This window comes from Micromonospora krabiensis (assembly GCF_900091425.1).
Lineage (GTDB): Bacteria > Actinomycetota > Actinomycetes > Mycobacteriales > Micromonosporaceae > Micromonospora > Micromonospora krabiensis.
Map to the genome: position 1 here is coordinate 6,967,480 of NZ_LT598496.1, position 22,417 is coordinate 6,989,896.

Below are 22,417 nucleotides of genomic sequence, written 5' to 3' on the forward strand. Positions count from 1 at the left end.
CGCGCCGCTGTCAGACACAGTGTCCTCGGTGATGTCGGTGGCGCCTGCGATGCTGTGGGCGTGGAGTACGTGTCCAGAGTGCCGCGACCGCCGCTGGACGGGCTGATCGACGACCTCTACTACCTGGAGGGCACGCCGCCGTACGCCCGGCTGACGCTGCCGCCGATGCCGGCGGCGTTGCTCATCGTCAACCTCGGGGCGCCGTTCCGGATCCGGGCCGGCACCGACATCGAGATGGTCGAGTACGCCGACGGCTGCGTGGTCACGACGCCCACTCGCGCGTTGGAGTTCGGCTACCCACCCCGGACCCGGTCGGTGGGCGTGCACGTCAAGCCGTGGGGGCTGGCGCCGTTCCTGCCGATGCCCGCGGTCGAGCTGTGTGACCGGCCGGTGACGATGGAGCAGGTCTGGGGCCGGCCCGCCGTTGCTGAGCTGCGCGACCGGCTGGCCACGGCGGACGGACCGCACGAGATGCTGACGCTGCTGGAGGAGGAGCTGATGCGGCGGCTGTGCGAGGCCGCCGGCCTGGGGCTGGTCCGCCGTACGAGCGGCGTCATCGCGGCGACCGGCGGAGCGGTGGCGATCGGTGACCTGAGCGTGGCAGCCGGTGTCAGCAGCACCCATCTGGCACAGCGGTTCAAGGAGCTGGTCGGCGTCACGCCGAAGCGGCTGGCCCGCACCTACCGCTTCGCCGCCACCGTGTTCGCGATCGATCCCGCCGAACCGATCGACTGGAGCGACCTCGCCGGTGGCGCGGGCTTCTTCGACCAGGCCCACTTCGGCCACGAGTTCCGGGCGTTCACCGGGCTCACACCGACCCGGTACGTCGAAGTCCGGCGGCGGTTCCTGCGCGAACATCCCGGCCACGTGCTGGACGGCTGGCCGCTGCCGGCCGATTGATTTCTTACAAGAACGACAGCTCCCGGCACGTTAATTTGAGGGCATCCCAAGCAGAGGAGCGCTCCGTGGGCAAGGTGGTCATGTACAGCTCGGTGTCGGTGGACGGCTTCGTCGCGGACGAGAATGACCAGCCCGGACCGCTGTTCGACTGGTTGTCCAGCGGTGACGTCCCGTTGGACTCCAGCGGCCAGCTGACGGTGTCGCAGACGTCCTACGACTACACCCGGCCGTACTGGGACCAGATCGGGGTGACAGTCGTCGGCCGCCACGTCTTCGACATGACGGACGGCTGGGACGGGACGCCTCCGGGCGGGGTCGACCACGTGGTCGTCGTGACGCACCGGCCGGCGCCCGAGGGCTGGGACCCCGAGGCGCCGTTCCACTTCGTCGACGGCGTCAAGGCAGCCATGGCCAAGGCGCAGGAGCTTGCGGGTGACCGCGTCGTCGAGGTCGCCGCTGGCGACGTCGGTGGCCAGGTGCTTGCCGCGGGCCTGGTCGACGAGGTGCGCATGGACGTCGTACCCGTCGTGTTCGGGTCCGGCAAGCGCTACTTCGGGTCGGTCGACGCGCAGCACCTGTTGGAGGATCCGGACGTGGCGATTCAGGGTAACCGGGTGCTCCACCTGCGCTATCGGGTGCGCCGGTGACCGATCAGAGCGGATACGGCTTCTGCTCACACCGGTCGGGCTACTCGCCCTGTACCCCCTGAGAGACCATCGCCCCTGTCGGGGCTGGATATGCGGACTCCCGCGTCATCACCGCGGTGCCTGGAGGATATCGCCGGACGACTCAACCAGATCCATGAAACGGCGCAGGATGGGCCAGGGGAGATCGCCGCCATCAGCGCTGAACGTCACTTCGTCCGCCGGGAACGGTGTGAACGGCCCGTCCTCCGGCGTCGCGTCCGGGACCGTGACGCTGATGTACGGCCCGGTTCCGGGTGCTCCGGTCAGTCCGACCAACTCGTACTGCCACGCGTAGTCGGGCAGGCTGTAGTACGAGTTGACCTCGTAGAGCTTGCCGTCGTGATCCCAGACTTCCACCTCAGCAGAATCACACACGTCCGTCGGACAGCGCAGTGCATAACTGATGGGGCCGGCGCGGCCCGTTCTCAGCTATGTCGACAGCGGCTTCCAGCGCTTGATGACAACGGGGTCAGCATGCGGGGCAGGCCACACCTGGAGTCGAAGTTGCTCCATGGTCGTCGGATCGTCGTCGGAATCGATGCCGCGACGCTCTGCGTCGGCCAGGTTGCTTCTCGCGGCTCGTACCCGAACCGGACCCGGCGCTATCTCGAAGCGTGCGGCCTCCGGCTCGTAGTCCGTGCAGCCCATCAAGACGAGTCGACCCGAGGAGATCTGCAGGCTTGCCTCCACGACGTGGTCGAACACCGCGCTGTCGTCCTCTGGCGCCGCCTCCAATACCTCCAGGGTCACGGCCACGTTCACGTTGACGGCAGTGCCGACCGCCATGGCGTCCCTGTCGACGGCAAGGTTGTCGAGCACGGCGTCTTCGGTCCAGGCGTCCCCAAGATCGGTCATGGACCCGTCATCGAACAGGTGGACCTGGTAGTAGTCCGCGAAGAGTTGCAGCTCCGTCGAGATCAAGGCACCCTCCCCAGTCTTCGTGCATGCGCAGTCTCGTCGATCACCAAGGTCGACTGTCAAGCGTCAGATGGGACCGGGTAGCGTGCCCGTCCCCGTCATTGTCGGGCAGAGCCGGGTGTCGGCCAGCGGTGTCGGCTGTACAGCTACGTACTGCGACCGCTGGATAATGACCGGGTGGGAGACGACCATCGCGTCGTGATGACGATTGGCAGGCACGAGCTGTCGCTGGGCGTTGACCCTGAAGGGCACTAGATAGTCGTCTCGGCGAACGACGGCCGCCACTGGACACCAGGGGAGGACATCCGATCGCTAGCAGGCCGTCGGCGAGGGGTGACCAGGGGCGCCCCACCGGACGAGTCTCAATGATGGTTGTCACCCGTGGGGATGTCGAGCTTGATCCGGCTGGCGGCTCTGGGCCATTGGACGGCAGAAGTCGTTTCGGTGGCGTTACACCCGGGTTGTTCGCGGAGACGGCGCCACTGCTCGTGAGCGGCGAAGATGCGGTTAAGGCCGTCACGCTCGTCGCGTAGCTCCAAGAACTCATCGAGTAGGTCGAAAAGGGTCTCGACGGCGCGGGCGTCGAGGTCGGCGTCCATGTCGCCGACGTCTCTAGCCCCAGCGGGTTCGGTCAGGTGGGCGACGATGCTCCACCAGACGTGGTTGTCGAGGCAGCCGGCCTGAGTCACGAGCCATGGTTGGAAACCGGTCAGCAGGCTCCGCGCGTTGGCCTCGTTGCAGCCGTCGACGAACGCTACGACGGTGGCGAAGTCATCGCGGATGAGCCACATTCTGGGGCGTTTCCGGATGTTGGCGAACAGTTCCCGGTAGTTGGTGATCGTGATCGTCACAGTCGGCTTGCTCCTTGCTGTTGCTGTCCGGTCGCTCGTGAGAGTCGCCCCATCGTCGGGCAGCCCTGTGGGTCTCCGGCGAGGAGAGCCTGACCATCGGCCGCGGCCTGTGTGTCGCGGACGGCGGATCTCTGCGACGGGTTCCGGGATTCTGGCAGAAGCCGGAGCGGGCGGTGTCGATCGTGGCATGCATCACGTTTGGCGTGGTTGATCGCCTCTCCGGCTTCCGATGTTTCGCGACTTCGCAGGTCGGGCAGTGATGGGGCCACGAAACGTCCGGGGTCGGTAACTGGCTGGTCACCGTCCCGCCCGTCTCGCCGTGCGCCGGGGCACGGTGACCCTCCCCGGCTGTTGGCCGATCAGAGGGGAGGGGTGATGAGCGACCCTGACGAGGCCGGACGTCGACGTAGACCACGGGTGCGCGTGGTCGCGGCCGCCGCCGCGGTGGCGCTGGCGGCGCCCGTGGCGGGCTGCGCTGCCGGTGGGGACAGCGGCACACCCACGATCAACCTGTACTACCCACCGGAGCAGAACCTGCAGAAGGTGGTCGACAACTGCAACGCGCAGGCCGGTGGCCGCTACGAGATCGTCTACCGGGTGTTGCCGCGGCAGGCCGACGACCAGCGGGTGCAGATGGTCCGCCGGCTCGCCGCCGAGGACAGCGGGATGGACGTGCTCGGCCTCGACGTGACCTGGACGCAGGAGTTCGCCAGCGCGGACTGGATCCGGGAGTGGACCGGGCAGGACAAGGCCGAGGTCGAGCAGGGCACCCTCGCCGGCCCGCTGGAGACCGCCCGCTACCAGGACAAGCTCTACGGCGCGCCGAAGAACACCAACGTCCAACTGCTTTGGTACCGCAAGGACCTGGTGCCCGAGCCGCCGAAGACGTGGGACCAGATGATCTCGATGGCGCAGGACCTGAAGGGGCAGGGCAAGCCGTACCAGGTGCTCACCATGGGGGCCCAGTACGAGGGCCTGGTCGTCCTCTACAACACCCTGGCGGAGAGCGCCGGCGGTCGGATCCTCGACGAGAACGGCACGAAGGCCGTCATGGACGAGGGCACCGTGCGGGCGTTGGAACAGCTGCGTGACCTCGCCACGTCGGGCGTGACGTCGCCGTCGTTCAGCAACGCCACCGAGGACCCGGTTCGGCTGGAGTTCCAGTCCGGCGCGGGCGCGTTCCAGGTGAACTGGCCGTTCGTCTACCCGGCGATGCAGGAGGCCAACCCGGACCTCGCCAAGCAGGTCGCCTGGGCGCGGATCCCCAGCGTCGACGAGAACACCCCGAGCAAGGTCACCATCGGCGGGGTCAACCTCGCCGTGAGCGCCTACTCGAAGCACCCGCAGGAGTCCTTCGAGGCCGCCAAGTGCCTACGTAACGCCGAGAACCAGAAGTTCTCCGCGATCAACGACGGCGTCCCGCCGACGATCGAGCAGGTCTACGACGACCCGGAGATGACCGAGGCGTACCCGATGAAGGACACGATCCTCGAAGAGCTCAAGGAGTCGGCGGTGCGTCCCCTGACCCCCGCCTACCAGAGCATCTCCACGGTGATGTCGGCGCTGCTCTCCCCGCCGTCGGGCATCGACCCGCAGCAGACCGCGGACGAACTGCGCGACGCGATCGCCGACGCGCTCGAGTCGAAGGGGGTGCTCCCGTGAGCGAGCGTAGCGAGCGAACCGGTCAGCACAGCGCGCTGGTGCCTCAGGGCGGCGCCGACCGTAGGGAGGCGACGTCATGAGCGTGAACGCCACGCCGGCGGGCGCGGACGCCACCGCCGAGGAGACCACCACCGGTACCGGCCGGCACGCTGCCGTGCCCGCCCAGCGCGACCGGCGGCGCCGGGCACCGCTGAGCGAGAACAAGAAGGCCGAGCGGCGGCTCGGGTGGCTGCTCTGCGCACCCGCCGCGCTGGTCATGCTGGCCGTCACCGCGTACCCGATCATCTACTCGGTCTGGCTGTCGTTGCAGCGTTTCGACCTGCGCTTCCCCGACCAGCGCGAGTTCATCGGGCTGGAGAACTACGTGACGGTGCTGACCAACGAGTTCTGGTGGACCGCGTTCGGGGTGACCGCGCTGATCACCGTGGTCACCGTCGCGGTCGAGCTGGTGCTCGGCATGGGGCTGGCCCTGATCATGCACCGGACCCTGGTCGGGCGGGGCCTCGTCCGGACCTCGGCGCTGATCCCGTACGGCATCGTCACGGTCGTCGCCGCCTTCTCCTGGCGGTACGCGTGGACGCCCGGCACCGGCTACCTGGCCAACCTGTTCAGCGACGGCGCGCCGTTGACCGAGCGGGCCAGCTCGCTGGCGATCATCATGCTCGCCGAGATCTGGAAGACCACCCCGTTCATGGCGCTGCTGCTGATGGCCGGCCTGGCGCTGGTGCCGGAGGACCTGCTCAAGGCGGCCTCCACCGACGGCGCGACCGCCTGGCAGCGGTTCACCAAGGTGATGCTGCCGGTGATGAAGCCGGCGATCCTCGTGGCGCTGCTGTTCCGCACCCTCGACGCGTTCCGCGTGTTCGACAACATCTTCATCCTCACGTCGGGCGCGAACGAGACGTCGTCGGTGTCGATGCTCGCCTACAACAACCTGATCCGGGGCCTGAACCTCGGCATCGGCTCGACGATGTCGGTCCTGATCTTCCTCACCGTGGCGATCATCGCGTTCGTGTTCGTGAAGCTCTTCGGCACCGCTGCCCCCGGCAGCTCGGACGACGAGAGGCGTTGAGATGGCAACCGAAACCACCACCCGGGCGAAGCTGCGGTGGGGCCTGCTGGACGTCATCGTGGTCGTCTTCGCGCTGATCCCGGTGCTGTGGATCGCCTCGCTGTCGTTCAAGACCCCGGCCACGCTCACCGACGGGAAGTTCATTCCCCGTGAGTGGACGCTGGAGAACTACCGGACGATCTTCGCGACCGACCAGTTCGTCCGCGCCCTGGTCAACTCGATCGGCATCGCGCTGATCGCCACCACGATCGCGGTGGTGCTCGGCGCCATGGCCGCGTACGCGATCTCCCGGCTGGACTTCCCCGGCAAGCGCCTGCTGGTCGGCGTCTCCCTGCTGATCGCGATGTTCCCGCAGGTGTCGCTGGTGTCGCCGCTGTTCGAGATCGAGCGCCAGCTCGGGCTCTTCGACACGTGGCCGGGGCTGATCCTGCCGTACATCACCTTCGCGCTGCCGCTGGCGATCTACACACTGTCGGCGTTCTTCAAGCAGATCCCGTGGGACCTGGAGAAGGCGGCGAAGATGGACGGCGCGACGCAGGGGCAGGCGTTCCGTCGGGTGATCGCGCCGCTGGCCGCGCCGGGGCTGTTCACCACGGCGATCCTGGTGTTCATCTTCTGCTGGAACGACTTCCTGTTCGCGATCTCGCTGACCTCCACCGAGCGCTCCCGCACGGTGCCGGCCGCGCTGTCGTTCTTCACCGGCGCGTCGCAGTTCGAGGACCCCACCGGGGCCATCTGCGCCGCCGCGGTGGTGATCACCGTTCCGATCATCCTGTTCGTGCTCTTCTTCCAGCGCCGCATCGTCTCCGGCCTGACCTCCGGCGCAGTCAAGGGATAGGTGGTAGTCGTGGCTGACATCGTGCTCGACAAGGTGAGCAAGAGCTTCCCGGACGGAACCGTCGCGGTGCGCGACGTCGACCTGGAGATCGCCGACGGCGAGTTCGTGATCCTGGTGGGACCCTCCGGCTGCGGTAAGTCCACCACGCTCAACATGATCGCCGGACTGGAGGACATCAGCTCCGGTGAGCTGCGCATCGGCGGCGAGCGGGTCAACGACAAGGCGCCCCGGGACCGGGACATCGCCATGGTCTTCCAGTCGTACGCGCTCTACCCGAACATGACGGTGCGGGAGAACATGGCGTTTCCGCTGCGACTGGCGAAGCTCGACAAGGAGACCATCAACGCGAAGGTGGACGAGGCGGCGAAGGTCCTGGAGTTGAGCGCGCTGCTGGACCGTAAGCCGGCCAACCTCTCCGGCGGCCAGCGGCAGCGGGTGGCGATGGGCCGGGCGATCGTCCGCCAGCCCAAGGCCTTCCTGATGGACGAGCCGCTGTCCAACCTGGACGCCAAGCTGCGGGTGCAGATGCGTACGGTGGTGTCCCGCCTGCAGAAGCAGCTCGGCACGACGACCGTCTACGTCACGCACGACCAGACCGAGGCGATGACCCTCGGCGACCGGGTGGTCATCATGCGCGGCGGCGCGGTGCAGCAGGTCGGGCCGCCGCAGGAGCTGTACGACCACCCCCGCAACCTGTTCGTGGCCGGGTTCATCGGCTCGCCGTCGATGAACTTCCTGCACGCCGCGGTCGAGGACGGCCGGCTGCGGACCGCCCTGGGTGACGTGCCCCTCGGCGACCGGGTGCGCCGGCAGTTGGCGGGCGCCGACGCGCCCCGGGAGCTGATCCTGGGCATCCGGCCGGAGCACTTCGAGGACGCCGAGCTGGTCGACGACGACACCCGTCGCCGGGGCATGGAGTTCGAGGCGCCGGTGGAGATCGTCGAGTCGATGGGCTCGGACAAGTACGTCTACTTCACCGTCGAGGGGGAGCGGGCCAGCGCCGCCGAGCTGGAGGAGTTGGCCGCCGACGCGGGGGCGGCCGACTTCACCGGCGCCGGCGCCAACCTGGTGACCCGGCTGTCGGCGGAGTCGCCGGTGACCGAGGGTGGGAACCGGCGGGTCTGGTTCAACCTGGAGAAAATCCACCTGTTCGACCCGTCCGACGGCCGCAACCTGACCCTGCACGAGGGTCGGGCCGCGGGCGCGCTGGCCGACTGACGACCGCTCGCGCGGGCCGGGTGGGGTGCTGACCCCGCCGGCCCGCCGCGTCGTCCCGCCCGCGCGGGGCGGGTCTGGGCGTCAGACGCCGTGGCGGTCGTCGGCCGGCAGGTGGGGCGGCTGCGCCGGCTCGCCGGACTGGTCGGGCTGACCGAGCTGCGCGACGTGGGTCGGGTCGAGGACCCGGGAGAGGAACGAGCGGGTCCGTTCGTGCCGCGGCGCGCCGAGCACCTCCTGCGGCGGTCCCTGCTCGACCACCACGCCGCCGTCCATGAACACGACCCGGTCGGCGACGTCGCGGGCGAACGCCATCTCGTGGGTGACCACCATCATCGTCATGCCGTCCTCGGCGAGCGTGCGCATGACGGTGAGCACGTCGCCGACGAGTTCCGGGTCGAGCGCGGAGGTCGGCTCGTCGAACAGCATCAGCTTGGGTTCCATGGACAGCGACCGGGCGATCGCCGCCCGCTGCTGCTGGCCGCCGGAGAGCTGCGCCGGGAACGCGTCGGCCTTGTCGGAGAGGCCGACCCGCTCCAGGTTCGCCCGCGCGATCCGCTCGGCCTCGGCGCGGCCGCGCCGCAGCACCCGGCGCTGCGCGATGGTGAGGTTGTTGAGCACGGTCAGGTGCGGGAAGAGGTTGAACGACTGGAAGACCATGCCGATGCCGCGGCGTACCGCGTCGATCTCGACGTCCGGGTCGGTCATCTCGGTCCCGTTCACCCAGATCTTGCCGGCGGTCGGCTCCTCCAGGAGATTGACGCAGCGCAGCAGCGTCGACTTGCCGGAGCCGGAGGGCCCGATGACGCAGACGACCTCGCCGTGGCCGACCTCGAAGTCGATGCCCTTGAGCACCTCGAGCGGGCCGAAGGACTTGTGCAGGTCGCGGATCTCGACGGCGGGCCGGGAGGGGGTGGTCATGCGGATCACCGGGCCTTGGCGTAGCGGAGTTCGAGGCGGCGTACCACCTGGGACAGGGGCAGGGTGATGATCAGATAGGTGAAGCCGGCGACCAGCAGTGGCGTGGCGTTCACCCGGTCGTTGAGCGTGTCCCGGCCGAACTTGGTGATCTCGATGGTCTGCGCCGTCACGCCCAGCACGTAGGCGAGCGACGAGTCCTTGGTGAGCAGGATGAGTTCGTTCGTCAGCGGGGGGATCACGATCCGGAACGCCTGCGGGATGACGATCGTGCGCATCGCGGTGAAGTGCGACATGCCGAGGGTGCGCGCCGCCTCCATCTGGCCGCGGGGCACCGCCTGGATGCCGGCCCGGATGGTCTCCGCCATGTAGGCGGCGGCGGTCAGGCCGAGACCGATCGCGATCGAACCGAACACGCCACCCGGGATCTCCCGCTCGGGGAAGGCGATGGGGATGCCGTACCCGACGAGGAAGAGCACCAGGAGCGCGGGCAGGCCCCGGAACAGCTCGATATAGGCCGTCGCCAGCCAGCGGTACGGGGCCACCCGGGACAGCCGCATCAGGGCGAGGATGGTGCCGAACACGAGGCCGAAGGCGAACGCGCCCAGCGTGTAGAGGACCGTGTTGCGCAGCGCGACGGTGATGACCGTCGGGAACATCGACTTGATGATGTCGACGCGGAAGAAGGCCTCGCCGAGCCGGCCCCAGTCCGCGGCGAAGGCCACCGCGGCGACGACGACGACGAAGGCCAGGTACTGGAGCCAGAGGGACAGCCGCTCCCGCTGACGGCGCCGCAGCTTCACGGTTCGATGCTCCTCACGCACGCGGAGGGCGCGCGACCCGCGCGCGCCCTCCTGCCACAGCTTGCGATCACTTGGCCGGCTGCTTGCCGATCCACTTCTCGTAGATCTTGTCGTAGGTGCCGTCCTGCTTGGCCTTGGCCAGCACCTCGTTGATCTTCTTGAGCAGCTCCGGGTTGGCGTCCTTCTTCACCGAGAAGCCGTACTGCTCGCCGGTGTCGAACTCCGCCGTCACCTCGAACCCGCCCGGGTTGTCCTTGATGTACTCGGTCCAGACCGGCAGGTCGTTGATGGCGGCCTCGACCTGGCCGTTGGCGAGGGCCTGCTGCAGGGCGGCGAGGTCCTCGAACTCGACGAGCTGGAGGTCCTTCTCCTGCTCGAACTTCTTGGCGTAGTCGCGGCCGGTGGTGGAGGCCTGGACGCCGAGCTTCTTGCCCTTGAGGTCGTCGAGCGACTTGTACGCCTTGCCCGTCTTGACCAGCATCGCCTGCGTCGCGTCGAAGTACGGGTCGGAGAAGTTCATCACCTTCTGCCGCTCTTCGGTGATCGTCATGCCGGCGGCGGCCGCGTCGCACTTGCCGGTGTTCAGGTCCTGGCCGGACTTGATCCCCTCGAACGGGGTGTCGACGATCTTCTGTTCGACGCCCAGATCCTTGGCGACCAGGTCCATCACGTCGACGTCGAACCCGACGACCTTGCCGCCGGCGTCCTTGGACTGGAACGGCGCGTACGGCAGGTGGGTGCAGACGGTCAGCGCGCCCTTCTCGACGAGCTTGACCCCGCCGGCCTGGACCTCACCCTCGTCCTTCTTGGCGCATCCGGCGGCGCTCAGTGCGAGCGCGGCGACGGCCGCGACGAGTCCTGCCTTGCGGGCTGCGCGATGGAAAGTCACGCTGCGTCCTCCGATTCAGCCCCCGTACGGGCAACCAGCATTCACCAAACGGTGTGTGGGGGGACGCTACCTGATCAGCGGATGCGAACCAAGATCAAGTCGGGCTGGGGGGATCGAAGCTGCGACCGTCACACCCCGCGAACCGGGCGTTCGGCGCGAACCCTGCGACAGGGGAGATAACCGCCTCCCATTCAGGTCGCGCGCGCCTCGCCCTCAGGCCGGCCAGTCGACGCGCAGCGGCAGGTCGAGAAACCGCGCGTAGTGACCGAGGGCCCGCTCGACGCGGGGTCGGTCGAGCGGGGCCAGCGGACGCACGGCAACCGTGACCCGGCGGGCGCCGATCGTGCGCTTCCACGTGCCCACCACCCGGCCCCTATGGACCACGGTGGCCTGGAAGACACCGTTGCCGCCCGGGACCACCGCCTCGCGGTGCGCCGGGTCGAGCATCAGCGTGCGGTCCCGGTAGCCGAGCAGGTACTCGTCGAAGCCGGGCAGCACCAGCAGGTCGTCGACCGCGGCCCGGGGCGCGTCGAGCAGCGCGGCGTCGACGAGCATCGCCACCGCGTCGACCTCGACGGTGGCGAGGACGTCGCCGGCCGCGGCCAGCCCGCGGCGGGCGTCGGTGAGCGTCAGCCCCGTCCAACCGGCGAACTCCCGGTCGGTGACCGGGCCGTGGGAGCGCAGGTAACGACGGGCGAGCAGGGCCAGTGCCTCGTCCCGGTCGGGCCGGTGCGGGGCCGGCGCCCACTCGTCGAGCAGCGCGAACGTCTGCTCGGTGCCGACGTTGGGCGCGAGGCAGGTCACGCCGGACAGGCTCGCGTGCGACAACAGGTGGTAGCCGCGCTGACCGTCGACGCCGATGCCGGCCGCGGCGAGCCGGGCCAGGCACTCGGCGCGGGTGAGTCGGCCGCCGCCGGCGAGGGCCGCCCCGAGCACGTCCAGCGCGCGATCCGCGTCGGCGTCGGTGAGACCGAGGGCGGCGCGGCGGGTCGCCGCGGCGGCCAGCGTGCGCACGCCGGTCAACTCCAGCATCCACCGCGCGTCGCGGGAGGGGACGAGGTGGACGGTGCCCCGCATCGGCCAGGTGCGCAGGGCCTCCCGCCGTTCCAGCGCGGCCCGCACGTCGGCCTGGGTGAAACCGGGCAGTCGGGCGCCGAGGGACCAGAGGCCGCTGGCCAGGTCCTGGGCCTGCATGGCGCCGAACCACTGCACCACGTCGGCGACCGTGCCCGGCGCGACGCCGGGGTGCGGGCGCAGCAGCAGGCTGGTCATCCGCAGGTCGAGCGCCTCGCTCGCGGTGAGCCGCACCGGCATCGGTCGCCTTTCGTCAGGTCCGTCGCCCAGCCTAGGCGCACCCTCCGACACTTACGTCCCATCGGCCCCGCGGCCACGGCTGGGCGGTGCGCCGCCCGCCGGTCCGCCCTGCCCGGGCGGCGACCCCGCCAGGACCCCCAGGCATAAGGACCGAAGCAGCGGGGATGCGCCGAGCGGAAGTGCGCGCGCCGCGCGTGCGGGAGGGAGAGTCATGACTGCGTCCAGCGAGCCGATGCGGGGAGGCGCGCCCGCCCGGTCCCGGGCCGATCGCACCCCGGCCAAGACCAGCACCGCCGCGACCTTCGCCCTGGTGTTCGGCGTGTCCGCCCTGATCTGTGTGCTGACCGCGATCCTCGCGTGGGCCGGGATCATCCTCGGCATCATCGGGATCATCGTCGGCGTCTTCGGGCTGCGGATGTCCGCCCGACCCAACGTGACCGGGCGGAGCGTGACGATCGGAGGTCTCGTCCTCAGCATCATCGCGCTGATCCTCGGTCTGGTCTTCATCGCCGGCATCACCACGTTCCTCAACAACGAGGGCGCGGTGGACCGGCTGCAGGAGCAGGTCGACGACCTGCGCTCACGGGTCAGCTGACGGGCAGGGGAGGGTGCACGCACGCCGGGCGGGACCGCCGTGTGCACCCTCTCGGGCCCCTGATCGCGCTGCGCCAGCATCGTTGACGGCGAAGCGCGATCCCCCGTTCAGGTGCACCGGTGCGGGGGCGGCGGTGGGCTCCCGCCGGCACCGGTGGGACCAGGATCCCCGCCGGCCGGGCGTACCGGGACGCTAGGCATCGGAATTTGCGGAAATCTTGAGTTGCGACAAGCAAACTGGCGAAAAGTTTCCGGCACGCCCTCTCGGGCGTGCCGGTGCGGCGTTTTCCGCCTCCGGCAGCGGGTAGTCGCGGGAGCCTGATCCGAGTCGGGAAGGGGACCCATCTGATGGCCCAGGTCAAGGTCGCGGTGATCTACTACAGCGCCACCGGTACCACGTACCAGATGGCGCAGGCGGCCTGCGAGGCCGCCGGGGACGCGGGCGCGGACGTACGCCTGCGCAAGGTGCGCGAGTTGGCGCCGGCCGAGGCGATCCGCTCCAACTCCGGCTGGCAGGCGCACCACCTGGAGACCCAGGACGTGCCCGAGGCGCAACTCGACGACCTGTCCTGGGCCGACGTGGTGATCTTCGGGACGCCCACCCGGTACGGGGTGATGGCGGCGCAGCTCAAGCAGTTCATCGACACCAGCGGGCCGCTGTGGGCGCAGGGCGCCCTGGTCAACAAGGTGTACGCGGGCTTCTGCACGACCGGCACCAGCCACGGTGGCCAGGAGGCGACGCTGCTGTCGATGTTCAACGTGTTCTACCACTGGGGCGGGATCGTGGTCACCCCCGGTTACACCGACACCAGCCAGTTCATCGCCGGCAACCCGTACGGGGCGTCGCACACGAGCAACAACGGTGAGGTCGCGCCGGACGACATCGCGCTGACCGCCACCGCGCTGACCGCTCGCCGGGCCGTGCAGATCGGTACGGCGGTGAAGAAGGGCCTCGCCGGCTGAGCCCGGTGGCCGGCCGGGGACTCTCGGCCCGATCGGCCACCGGTATCGCAGCCCTACCCCGTGGCGGACGGCCTCATGCGCCGTCGGCCGTGGTGGTGCCGGTCAGGCCCGAACCGACCGGCGTGCCGGCAGGTGGCAGCAGCCACCCCAGCAGGTCGGCCAGCACGGTCAGGCCGTCCGGGCTGAGCACCGACTCCGGGTGGAACTGCATCCCGGCGAAGCCGCGTCCGCGCAGCGCGTGCACGGCCCCGTCGTCCTCGTCGCGGGCCAGCTCCACCGGGCCGTACGCGGTGTCGAGCCGGTCGGCGTCGGCACGGGCGGTGAATGTGGCGTAGAAGCCGACCCGGCGGGGCGCACCGAAGATCCTGATCTGCCGTTGCAGGCCCTGGTAGGGGGCGTCGCGGCGGTGCGCCGGAAGGCCGAGCAGCCCGGCGAGCAGTTGGTGGCCGAGGCAGACCGCGAGGGTCGGTTGCCCGTGCGCGAGCAGGTCGGTCAGCAGCGCGCGCAGCGCCGCCATCTTGGGGTCGGTCGCGCTGCCCGGGTCGCCCGGGCCGGGGCCGACCAGCACCAGGTCGTACGCCCGGATGGTGCCCGGGGTGTGCCAGGGCCGCAGCGTCACGGTGAGGCCGAGCGCCCGCAGTTGGTGGGCCAGCATCCCGGTGAAGGTGTCCTCACCGTCGACGATGAGCACGCGGCGGCCGACGAGCTCGCGCCGTTCGGCCGCGCCCGGCGCCCGCTGGTCGAGCCAGAAGCGGGCCAGCGGCGCGTTGCGGGCGGCGAGCGCGGCCCGTACCCGGGGGTCGTCGGCGAGCCGGGCCGTCGGCTCCCGGCCGGCGGTGGCCGCCTGGGGGCCGAGTCCGAGGGCGGCGAGCACGGCGGCGGCCTTGGCGTGGGTCTCGGCGACCTCGCCGGCGGCGGTCGAGTGCCGCACGAGGGTGGCGCCGACCGGCACGCGCAGCGCCCCGGTGGGGGAGATCTCGGCGGTGCGGATGAGGATCGGCGCGTCGAGGGTCTGCCGGCCGGCGTCGTCGTGGCCGAGCAGCGCGAGCACGCCGGCGTAGTAGCGGCGGCCGGTGCGTTCGTGCCGGGCGATCACCCGGCAGGCGTTCTCCATGGGGCTGCCGGTGACGGTGGGCGCGAACATCGTCTCGCGCAGCACCTCGCGGACGTCGCGGGTGCCCCGCCCGGCGAGCAGGTACTCGGTGTGCGCCAGGTGGGACATCTCCTTGAGGTAGGGGCCGACGACCTGGCCGCCGTGCTCGGCGACGGTGGCCATCATCTTCAGCTCCTCGTCGAGCACCATGTACAGCTCCTCGACCTCCTTGGGGTCGGCGAGGAAGCGCAGCAGGGCGTCGTGGTCGGGCGTCGTGCCGGTGTGTCGGAAGGTGCCGCTGATCGGGTTCATCATGACGAGGCCGTCGTCGACGCTGACGTGTCGTTCCGGGCTGGCGCCGACGAGCGTCCGGGTGCCGGTGTGCACGACGAAGGTCCAGTAGGCGCCGCGCTCGTTGACCAGCAGTCGGCGCAGCGCGGCGAGGGCGGCGGCCAGGGGTGGGTCCTGCACGGTCGCGGTCAGGGTGCGGTGGATGACGAAGTTGGCGCCCTCACCGTGGCCGATCTCGTCGGCGAGCACCCGGCCGACGGTCGCCGCGTACTCGTCGTCGCCGATGTCGAAGGCCGCGTCGGTGGTGCGTACGGGCCGGTCGGGCAGGGCGGCCAGGGCCTCGGCCAGGTCGACCCGTTCGTGCCCGGTGACCAGTAGGCATTCCAGGGGGGTGCCGTCGTCGACGCAGGCGAAGCCGCGTTCGGTGATCTGCCGGTAGGGGACCAGGGCCAGCGTGCGGGGCCCGGACACGCCCTCGGGCAGGGGGATGTCGGCCAGCCGGTCGACGGTGCGGGTGGCGCCGGTGAACAGCTCCAGCTGGTCGGCGTCGGCGCGGCGGACCAGGGCGAACGGGCCGGGGTCGGTGCCGCGGGACACCGCGGCGAGCAGGTCGTGCAGGTGGGTCATCGGAGTCTCCTGAAGGCCGGGCGCCGCCGGTGGGGGCGGCCCGGGGGCCGGGAGACCCGGCGACCGCCTCGATGGGCGGCCGCGTGGGAAAGCTACGCGCGGGAGGTGGCCGCCGGGTCGGCGGGCCACCAGCAGGTCGGGTACGCGAGCATGGCACCACCCTACGTGGCGGCGCGGCGGTGGGGAAGCCGATCCGGCGGACGCGGGGCCCGACCCGTCTCGTCCCGCAGGTGGAGCGGGTAGTTTGACCGGCGATGAACATTCTCGCGCTCGACCTGGGCACCTCCTCGGTGCGCGGCCTGGTGCTGGACGCGGACACCCAGCCGATGCCAGGTGCGCTGGCGCGGCGCAAGGTGAGCCTGGCCATCGGTGACGACGGCACGGGCACCCTGGTCGGCCCGGGCTACCTGGCGTGCCTGCTGGAGTGCCTGGACGAGTTGTCCGAGGGCGGGCACCTGCACGAGGTGGGCCTGGTCGCGGTCTCCGCACAGTGGCACTCGGTGGTCCCGCTGGACGCCGCGGGTGAGCCGCTCGGGCCGGTGCTGACGTGGCTGGACACCCGGCCGGCGCCGTTGCCGTCGGCGCGGGGCCCGGCCGACGCGGAGGACTTCCACCAGCGCACCGGCACGTGGTGGCACCGCTCGTACTGGTCGGTGCGGCTGCCGTGGGTGCGGGAGCGCTCCGGTGCCCGGGTGGCCCGTTTCGCCGGTCTGCCGGAGTTCGTGTTGGGCGAGCTTCTGGACGAGGCGCCGATGTCCATCTCGCAGGCGTCGGGGACGGGTCTGCTGGACCTGAGCACCCTCACCTGGGACGAGGAGGCGCTGGCGTTGGCCGGCGCCGGTGCGGACGTGCTGCCGGCGCTGGCACCACTGGACTGGCAGGGCCGGCTGCGTCCCGAGTACGCGAAGCGTTGGCCGGCGCTCGCCGAGGCCCGCTGGTCGGCGCCGGTGGGCGACGGTGGGGCGTCGAACGTGGGCTCGGGGTGTGTGGACGAGAGCCGGGCGGCGGTGACGGTGGGCACGTCGGCGGCCGTACGGCTGATGCAGCGGGTGCCGGCCGGCGCGCAGCTGCCGTACCTGCCGCAGCGGTTGTGGCGTTACCGCGTCGACCACGACCACGTGGTGACGGGGGCCGCCTATTCCTCCGGCGGCAACCTGTTCGCCTGGGCGAACCGGGAGCTGCGGCTGCCGTCGGGCGCCGAGCTGGACGCGGCGTTGGCGCTGGTGCCGGCCGGGGGTGGACTGCCCACGGATCCCCGCTTCGGCGGTGACCGCCCGCCGGGTCTGGCGCCGGCCGGCACCGGTCAGCTGCGCGGCCTGAGCTTCGGCACCACCGCGGTGGACATCCTCGCCGGTCTCATGCAGGGCCTGTGCGAGCTGGTGGCCGAGGACCTGACGGTGCTGGAGTCCACCGTCGACCGGCAGGTGGAGGTGGTGCTCGGTGGTGGCGCGGTGGCCGCGTCGGTGTGGTGGCGGCAGGCGTTCGCCACGGCGCTGGCCCCGCGGTCGGTGTCGCACCAACGCAACCCGGAGATCGGCGCTACGGGTGCGGCTCTGGTGGCGCTCGGCCGGTTCGGAGAGGCCGTCGAGTTGGCCGACATCGGCCGGATGGATGACTCGGTTCCGCCGACCACGACAGGACAGTAGGGTCCGCAGTATCCTTCCGGAACACCTGCCTCGTTCGGGCCGTTGACACCGCTCCCGGGCCTGGTTGGATGGGATCCGCTCCCCGGGCGCGGTGGACGCGAGGGGACGAGGAGGCAGGTGTGGGCACAGGTGCGGACCCGGCGCGGGGCGCGGTGTCCCACCATCGTCGACGCCGCTTCGACGTCCGGGTCGTGCCCCACCGGCGGCGCTCTCCGCTGCGGCTGCGCGACTGGCGGATGCGTACGAAGCTCGCGGCGGTGCTGGTCATCCCATCGGTGGCGTTCCTCGTGCTCGCGGGTGTGCAGACCCGTGCCCTGGTCGGGCAGACCACCGCGCTGAGTGACTTCGCCGAGCAGGTCGGCATCGGTCGGGAGATCGCCGTGGTGGTGCACCGGCTGCAGCAGGAGCGGGACCGCTCGGCCGGTGAGTTGGCGGCGCTGCGCCGCGACGGCAGCGGCCCACGGCGTGACGAGGCGACCGCGGCGTTGGCGCCGCTGCACCGGGCGACGGATCAGGCCATCGTGGACCTACGTCGGGCGGCCGAGCCGTTGGCGGACGCGGACGCGTCCTGGCGGGTGGCCTACTCGGAGGTGCTGGAGGCGTACGAGCAGGTCGTGTCCATCCGGGCGACGGTGCCGCCGGCGGTGCTCAACAGCGACACGATCCTGAGCAACTACCACCGGGCCGTCGACGCGCTGCTCAACCTGCTGGCCGAGCCCACGCCCGGGCCGGACCATCCGGCGCTCAGCGACGCGGTGCTGCGCTACGTGCAGCTAGCCCGGGTCAAGGAGTTGTCCTCGCGCATCCGGTCGCAGCTCTACGCCGCCGCGCGCGGCGGCGGGTACGGTCCGGAGGGTCAGGTCGTCCTGTCCGACCTGCGCGCGCAGCAACTGACCGCGCTCGGCGCGTTCCGCGTGGCGGCGACCAGCGAGCAGATCCGCCGCTACGACCAGACGACGCTGGACCCGGCGTTCGTCGACGCGGCCCGCATGGAGGAACGGACTCTGCCGGTCGGTGAGACGGTGCCGGTGGTGCTGCCGGCGGAGCAGTGGTGGTCGGCCAGCGAGGGGCGTCAGGAGCTGCTGCGGCAGACCGAGGCGGGGGTGCTGGAGGACGCGGTGGCGCAGGCCGACGAGGTCAGCTCGCGCCAGCTGCGGGACACGCTGCTGGTGGTCGGCGGCATCGTCGCGGTGCTGCTGGTGGCGGTGCTCATCTCCGTCCTCATCGGTCGGTCGTTGGCCCGCTCGATGCGGCTGCTGCGCAGTCAGGCGCTGCGGATCGCGCAGGTGGAGCTGCCGGAGGCCCTGGACCGGCTGCGGACGGTCACCGGTGGCGTGCCGGAGATCTCGGTGGCGCCGGCGGTGGTCCGTTCGTTGGACGAGATGGGTGAGCTGGCCGAGGCGTTCGTCGCCGTGCACCGCAGCGCGGTCAGCGTCGCGGTGGAGCAGGCGCTGATGCGCCGCAACGTCAACGCGATGTTCGTCAACCTGGCCCGGCGCAGTCAGGTGCTGGTGGAGCGGCAGTTGGAGCTGCTCGACGAGCTGGAGCGCGAGGAGAGCAGCCCGGATCAGCTGGAGAACCTGTTCAAGCTGGACCATCTCGCCGCGCGTATGCGCCGTAACGACGAGAGCCTGTTGGTGCTCGCCGGCACCGAGTCCACCCGACGCTGGCAGCGTCCGGTCGGGTTGAACACGATGTTGCTGGCCGCGGCCGCGGAGATCGAGCAGTACCCGCGGGTCCGGCACGAGTCGGTCGCCGACCTGCACGTCGTGGGTCACGTGGTGGGCGAGCTGGTGCACCTGTTCGCGGAGTTGCTGGAGAACGCGACCGCCTTCTCCCGGCCGGACACGCTGGTGTCGGTGAGCGCGCGCGAGGAGGAGTCGGGCGCCGTCATCGAGATCGTCGACCGGGGTCTGGGGATGAGTCCGAGCGCGCTGACCCAGGCGAACGAGGTGCTCGCCACCCCGCCGGCGGCCGACGTCGCCGCGGTGGAGCGGATGGGTCTGTTCGTGGTCAGCCATCTGGCGTCCCGGCTGGGTGTTCGGGTGCGGCTGCACGGCGGGGAGGACGGCCTGGTGGCGGTGATCCGGCTGCCGGCGGACCTGCTGGCGCCCGCGCCGCCGGTGAGCGAGGAGCCGCCGCCGCGGATGGTGACGGCGGGGCCGGCCGCCGCCGTGGATCTGCCGGTGGCGGGTCGCCCACCGGTGGCGGTGCCGCGCCAGGCCCGCCCGGTTCCGGTACGCGCCGAGGACGTGCTCGCTCCGGCGGCGTCCGTACCGTCGGGGGGCGGTGGATGGTGGTCCCGGCAGGGACCGTCCACACCGGTCCAGGCGGGGCCGCCCGCGCCGCCGGCGGCCCCGGTGATCGGCGGCACCAGCGCGCGGGGACTGCCGGTGCGGGTGCCGATGGCGCAGCTCGCCGCGGTGACCCGTTCGGCGCGGCCGGAGCCGGCGCCGGCGGCCCGGCACGATCCGGATCCGGCGGCGGTCGGCGGCATGCTCTCCCGCCTCTACGGTGGGGTGCGGCGCGCCGAGGCCGAGGACACGACTGAGATACCCGTGCCGCCGCTCGGTGGTGGGCACAGCGAGGAGGGACGACAGTGACGACGTTGAGCCAGGAGGCGCGGGACCTGAGCTGGCTGGTCAGCGGCTTCGCCGAGCGGGTGCCGGGGGTCGCGCACGCGGTGGTGGTCTCCTCGGACGGGTTGCTGGTGGCGATCTCCGACCACCTGCCCCGGGACCACGCGGACAAGCTCGCCGCGGTGACCTCCGGGCTGATGAGCATCACCTCGGGTGCCGCGCAGATGTTCGACGGGGATGTGGTCAAGCAGACCGTGGTGGAGATGGGCCGCGGCTACTTCCTGGTCATGCAGGTGCGTGACGGTTCGATCCTGGCCACCCTCGCCGCGTCGGACGCCGACATCGGCGTGGTCGGCTACGAGATGGCCCGGCTGGCCAAGCAGGCGGGGGAGATGCTCACCCCGGCGCTGCGGGCGGAGTTGCAGCAGGCGCTGCCCCGGTGACCGTGGCCGGTCCCGGGTCGGTCCGGCCCGGGACCGGGCAACGCCTCTCGGGGCAGGCTTCGTGCTCGCCGGGTCAGCGGTGCGGGCCCGAGGAGGTCCAGCCTCGCTGGTGCAGCCGCTCGATGCCGTCGAGCAGCAGGTCCAGCGCGAACTCGAACTCGAACTGGTCGTCGCAGCCCTGACCCACGACCGAGTCGTCGTCGTGCGAGGCCGCCCCGGCGATCTCCGCGAGGTGCGGGAACCGGGCGGCGACCTCCGGCGGTAGAGCTGCCGGTGGCGCCGGGTCGGTGGCGCCGGAGCGGCCGGCGCGCCGGGAGTCGTCGAACAGTTCCTGGCTGAAGCCGAGGATCCGGCTGCCCAGGGCGTGCATCACGTGATGGGCGAGGTCGGCGGAGAGTCCGCCGGCCCGCAACGTCGCGACCATCGCGTCGAGGTACGCGAGGACCGCCGGGGTGGCCATGTTCCGCGACTCGATCGCGAGCGGCGCCCAGGGGTGGCGGCGCAGCACCTGCCGTGCGGAGAGGATCCGCCGGCGGATCGTGTGCTTCCAGCCGGTCCCCGGCACCGGTGGGTCGATCTCGCCGACGACCACGTCGATCATGCCGTCGAGCAGGTCGTCCTTTCCGGCGACGTGCTTGTAGAGGGCCATCGGCACGACGCCCAGGTCCTGGGCGAGGTTGCGCATGCTCAGCGATTCGATCCCGGTCTCGTCGGCGAGCGCGACGGCGGCACGCAGGATCCGGTCCCTGCTCAGCGGCGTCCGGCGCAGCGTTTCAGCCTGCTCAGCCATCTGGTCCTCGTCTTCCGGTGGTCGTTGGAACCTTAACGCCCTTGACCGGTGTACGGCGTACACCTACTCTGATGCCAGAGGTGTACGCCGTACACCGAGGGGAGGGGAAGATGAAAGCGATCGTCCAGGACCGATACGGACCGCCCGAGACGCTCACGCTCGCCGAGGTCCCCGTGCCGGTGCCCGGCCCCGACGAGGTGCTCGTCCGGGTCGAGGCCGCCGCGCTCAACGCGTACGACTGGCACGCCATGCGCGGCGACCCCCTGCTGGCGCGGCTCGCGATGGGCCCGTCGCGGCCCCGCGCGCGCATCCGCGGCCGCGACTTCGCCGGCCGGGTCGAGGCCGTCGGCGCCCACGTACGACAGCTGCGCCCCGGCGACCCCGTCTTCGGCGACCTCGGCGAGGCCAACGGCGCGTTCGCCGAGTACGTCCGCGTGCCCGAGACCGCGGTCGCGCCGACACCGGCCAGCCTGACCCCGCAGCAGGCGGCCGCCCTGCCGCTCGCCGGCACCACCGCGCTCATGGGCCTGCGCGACACCGCTCGGGTCGAGCCCGGCCAGCGCGTCCTCGTCAACGGCGCGTCCGGCGGCGTCGGCACCCTCGCCGTCCAACTCGCCAAGGCGCTCGGCGCGACCGTGACCGCGGTGTGCCGCACCCGCAACGTCGACCTGGTGCGCTCCCTGGGCGCCGACCACGTCGTCGACTACAGCCGCGAGGACTTCGCCGACGGCACCCGCCGCCACGACGTCGTCCTCGACCTGGTCGGCAACCGTACGCTCGGCGCGCTGCGGCGGGCACTGACCCCGACCGGGACGCTGGTGCTCTCCGGCGGCGGTGTCTACCGCGGCGGCAGCGTCATCGGACCGATCGGACTCATCGTGCGCGGACGGCTGCTGGCCCCCCTCGTCCGACACCGCATCGTCACGCTGTCGGCGCTGCCCAGCCGGGAACACCTCGACACGCTCGCCGCCTACGCCGACGCCGGCCGTCTCACCCCGGTCATCGACCGCACCTATGCCCTGCACGAGGTGCCCGAGGCGATGCGCTACCTCGAAGGCGAACACGCCCGGGCAAAAGTCGTCATCACCGTCTGACGAAGCGGACTTGGTCTTCTCCCCAGGCCCGGCGGAACCGTGGGGGTCGGCTATGCGATGGCGGCGGCATAGCGGGCGACGACGTCCGGGCCGGAGATCTTGCCCTGTTCGATCTGCGGCTTGCCCGCCTCCACCGCCCGCTCGCCTCCGGCGTGCTCAACGTGGGCGACTCCCACTCGTCGAGGCCCGCGTCTCCGCGCTGCGCCAGCTTGTGCTCCAAGCAGCCGCGCC

22 protein-coding genes are annotated in these 22,417 nt (G+C 71.1%); 12 read left to right on the forward strand and 10 right to left on the reverse strand.

The features are described from left to right. Positions 1-60: 60 nt before the first annotated feature. On the forward strand, positions 61-900 hold the full coding sequence (locus tag GA0070620_RS32030; protein WP_231922039.1) for an AraC family transcriptional regulator: 840 nt from the start codon (positions 61-63) through the stop codon (positions 898-900). A gap of 65 nt (positions 901-965) precedes the next feature. After that, positions 966-1,547 (forward strand): dihydrofolate reductase family protein, encoded by a 582-nt coding sequence (locus GA0070620_RS32035; RefSeq protein ID WP_091597488.1) that lies wholly within the window; start codon positions 966-968, stop codon positions 1,545-1,547. 108 nt (positions 1,548-1,655) lie between these two features. Here GA0070620_RS32035 and GA0070620_RS32040 read toward each other — a convergent pair whose 3' ends face one another. The 3 genes from GA0070620_RS32040 to GA0070620_RS32050 form a co-directional block, all read right to left on the reverse strand. Next, positions 1,656-1,943 (reverse strand): hypothetical protein, encoded by a 288-nt coding sequence (locus GA0070620_RS32040; RefSeq protein ID WP_091597490.1) that lies wholly within the window; start codon positions 1,941-1,943, stop codon positions 1,656-1,658. Positions 1,944-2,015: 72 nt separating this feature from the next. Continuing rightward, entirely contained in the window at positions 2,016-2,507 is a 492-nt protein-coding gene (locus GA0070620_RS32045; protein WP_091597492.1) for a hypothetical protein, read from the reverse strand. Between the two features lie 359 nt (positions 2,508-2,866). Then, entirely contained in the window at positions 2,867-3,355 is a 489-nt protein-coding gene (locus tag GA0070620_RS32050; protein WP_091597494.1) for a hypothetical protein, read from the reverse strand. 375 nt (positions 3,356-3,730) lie between these two features. Here GA0070620_RS32050 and GA0070620_RS32055 point away from each other — a divergent pair, with 375 nt between their 5' ends. The 4 genes from GA0070620_RS32055 to GA0070620_RS32070 all read left to right on the forward strand — a co-directional run bounded on the left by GA0070620_RS32055 (position 3,731) and on the right by GA0070620_RS32070 (position 8,145). Further along, positions 3,731-5,017: an ABC transporter substrate-binding protein gene (locus tag GA0070620_RS32055; RefSeq protein ID WP_091597497.1), complete on the forward strand. Its 1,287-nt coding sequence runs from the start codon at positions 3,731-3,733 to the stop codon at positions 5,015-5,017. A gap of 76 nt (positions 5,018-5,093) precedes the next feature. Continuing rightward, entirely contained in the window at positions 5,094-6,089 is a 996-nt protein-coding gene (locus tag GA0070620_RS32060) for a carbohydrate ABC transporter permease (RefSeq protein ID WP_091597499.1), read from the forward strand. 1 nt (position 6,090) lies between these two features. Then, a complete protein-coding gene (locus GA0070620_RS32065; RefSeq protein ID WP_091597501.1) occupies positions 6,091-6,927 on the forward strand; it encodes a carbohydrate ABC transporter permease in 837 nt (278 codons plus the stop codon). Between the two features lie 9 nt (positions 6,928-6,936). After that, a complete protein-coding gene (locus tag GA0070620_RS32070) occupies positions 6,937-8,145 on the forward strand; it encodes an ABC transporter ATP-binding protein (RefSeq protein WP_091597504.1) in 1,209 nt (402 codons plus the stop codon). 81 nt (positions 8,146-8,226) lie between these two features. Here GA0070620_RS32070 and GA0070620_RS32075 read toward each other — a convergent pair whose 3' ends face one another. The 4 genes from GA0070620_RS32075 to GA0070620_RS32090 all read right to left on the reverse strand — a co-directional run bounded on the left by GA0070620_RS32075 (position 8,227) and on the right by GA0070620_RS32090 (position 12,066). After that, the gene (locus tag GA0070620_RS32075; protein ID WP_091599759.1) at positions 8,227-9,063 is read right to left on the reverse strand and encodes an amino acid ABC transporter ATP-binding protein; all 837 of its coding nucleotides are present in this window, start codon (positions 9,061-9,063) and stop codon (positions 8,227-8,229) included. A gap of 5 nt (positions 9,064-9,068) precedes the next feature. Next, positions 9,069-9,863, reverse strand: coding sequence for an amino acid ABC transporter permease (locus GA0070620_RS32080; protein ID WP_091597506.1), 795 nt, complete (start codon positions 9,861-9,863; stop codon positions 9,069-9,071). Between the two features lie 67 nt (positions 9,864-9,930). After that, positions 9,931-10,752, reverse strand: a complete 822-nt coding sequence (locus GA0070620_RS32085) for a basic amino acid ABC transporter substrate-binding protein (protein ID WP_091597509.1) — start codon at positions 10,750-10,752, stop codon at positions 9,931-9,933. A 213-nt stretch (positions 10,753-10,965) separates the two neighbouring features. Continuing rightward, complete coding sequence (locus tag GA0070620_RS32090; RefSeq protein WP_091597510.1) at positions 10,966-12,066, reverse strand: winged helix DNA-binding domain-containing protein; 1,101 nt, start codon at positions 12,064-12,066, stop codon at positions 10,966-10,968. 211 nt (positions 12,067-12,277) lie between these two features. Between GA0070620_RS32090 and GA0070620_RS32095 the strand changes: the two genes are divergently transcribed. Both GA0070620_RS32095 and wrbA read left to right on the forward strand, forming a co-directional pair. After that, on the forward strand, positions 12,278-12,661 hold the full coding sequence (locus tag GA0070620_RS32095) for a hypothetical protein (protein ID WP_091597512.1): 384 nt from the start codon (positions 12,278-12,280) through the stop codon (positions 12,659-12,661). A gap of 344 nt (positions 12,662-13,005) precedes the next feature. Continuing rightward, positions 13,006-13,623, forward strand: coding sequence for an NAD(P)H:quinone oxidoreductase (wrbA, locus tag GA0070620_RS32100; protein WP_091599762.1), 618 nt, complete (start codon positions 13,006-13,008; stop codon positions 13,621-13,623). Positions 13,624-13,696: 73 nt separating this feature from the next. On the opposite strand, the gene GA0070620_RS32105 is transcribed toward wrbA, so the two are convergent. Then, positions 13,697-15,634 (reverse strand): anthranilate synthase family protein, encoded by a 1,938-nt coding sequence (locus GA0070620_RS32105; protein WP_091597515.1) that lies wholly within the window; start codon positions 15,632-15,634, stop codon positions 13,697-13,699. A gap of 254 nt (positions 15,635-15,888) precedes the next feature. On the opposite strand from GA0070620_RS32105, the gene GA0070620_RS32110 reads away from it, so the two are divergent. The 3 genes from GA0070620_RS32110 (at position 15,889) to GA0070620_RS32120 (ending at position 20,302) form a co-directional block, all read left to right on the forward strand. Then, complete coding sequence (locus GA0070620_RS32110; protein ID WP_091597517.1) at positions 15,889-17,280, forward strand: FGGY family carbohydrate kinase; 1,392 nt, start codon at positions 15,889-15,891, stop codon at positions 17,278-17,280. Between the two features lie 119 nt (positions 17,281-17,399). Continuing rightward, positions 17,400-19,883 (forward strand): sensor histidine kinase, encoded by a 2,484-nt coding sequence (locus GA0070620_RS32115; protein ID WP_091597520.1) that lies wholly within the window; start codon positions 17,400-17,402, stop codon positions 19,881-19,883. Further along, a complete protein-coding gene (locus GA0070620_RS32120) occupies positions 19,880-20,302 on the forward strand; it encodes a roadblock/LC7 domain-containing protein (RefSeq protein WP_091597523.1) in 423 nt (140 codons plus the stop codon). The genes GA0070620_RS32115 and GA0070620_RS32120 overlap by 4 nt, the downstream gene beginning before the upstream one ends. Positions 20,303-20,375: 73 nt before the next feature. Here GA0070620_RS32120 and GA0070620_RS32125 read toward each other — a convergent pair whose 3' ends face one another. After that, complete coding sequence (locus tag GA0070620_RS32125; RefSeq protein WP_091597526.1) at positions 20,376-21,092, reverse strand: TetR/AcrR family transcriptional regulator; 717 nt, start codon at positions 21,090-21,092, stop codon at positions 20,376-20,378. Positions 21,093-21,202: 110 nt separating this feature from the next. Here GA0070620_RS32125 and GA0070620_RS32130 point away from each other — a divergent pair, with 110 nt between their 5' ends. Next, positions 21,203-22,186 (forward strand): NAD(P)-dependent alcohol dehydrogenase, encoded by a 984-nt coding sequence (locus GA0070620_RS32130; RefSeq protein WP_091597529.1) that lies wholly within the window; start codon positions 21,203-21,205, stop codon positions 22,184-22,186. Positions 22,187-22,236: 50 nt separating this feature from the next. Here the strand turns inward: GA0070620_RS32130 and GA0070620_RS33895 are convergent, their stop codons facing one another. Then, positions 22,237-22,362 (reverse strand): hypothetical protein, encoded by a 126-nt coding sequence (locus GA0070620_RS33895; protein WP_377519744.1) that lies wholly within the window; start codon positions 22,360-22,362, stop codon positions 22,237-22,239. Positions 22,363-22,417: the final 55 nt, after the last annotated feature.